Origin of the sequence: Segatella copri (assembly GCF_024330485.1) — a bacterium.
GTDB lineage: Bacteria > Bacteroidota > Bacteroidia > Bacteroidales > Bacteroidaceae > Prevotella > Prevotella copri_L.
Genome location: NZ_JANDWX010000107.1, coordinates 1 through 694 on the forward strand (window position 1 = coordinate 1; position 694 = coordinate 694).

The 694-nt window shown below is 36.6% G+C and carries 1 protein-coding gene; it reads right to left on the minus strand.

All coding sequences use genetic code 11. The annotated features are described in order from the left end of the window. Positions 1 to 113 precede the first annotated feature (113 nt). Positions 114 to 581: a hypothetical protein gene (locus tag NNC77_RS16565; RefSeq protein WP_254971959.1), complete on the minus strand. Its 468-nt coding sequence runs from the start codon at positions 579 to 581 to the stop codon at positions 114 to 116. Positions 582 to 694 lie beyond the last annotated feature (113 nt).

Sequence of the window (694 nt, forward strand, 5' to 3'; positions counted from 1 at the left end):
TAGATGCTACAGAGTTGCTGGCAGATTTCATCGAAAGTAATCCTGTTGCCCATACGCTACGTAATATGCATATTTATAAACAAGCAAGTTGATATTTATTCACTTGCGAAACTTTAGTAATTAATATTATCATAATTATGTGCCTTTGGCTGTTTTCCCTTATATACATAATCTCTAAGCCCTTTAGGCTCCATGGCTTTTATACCTATAGCCCCATAAGTACAAGCCGTTTTGAATCCAATGGCTGTTCCCCATAAAGACTCTACATTTCTACCATTGCTCATCCCAAATATCTTTTCATAGAGATGAATTGGACGGCGTATTTGAGTCAAATCAAAAGGGATAAATCCAATGGTCTTATTTGTCTTCCCTATGCTATAGATGTAGCCCAATATTTGAGCATTTCTGTACTTTTTAGAAACAGCAATGAGAATCTTCGTCCATGTTTGGGTATCAATATTAATTATTCCATCCTTATTCGTATTGTAAGGACTGTATCCCGCCAAAGGCATATCTGCATCATATTCTCTTGGATCATAATAATGGGACAGCCATTGACCATTCCAAGTATTAATCCTCAAATCCGCAACCTATTGGGTTTCGTGGGATTTTGCTTGTAAAACGACAAAAATTCATTTTATTGTACATATTCCTTGCATAACAGAAACGTCGCAGACACAAAATCCCCTTACCC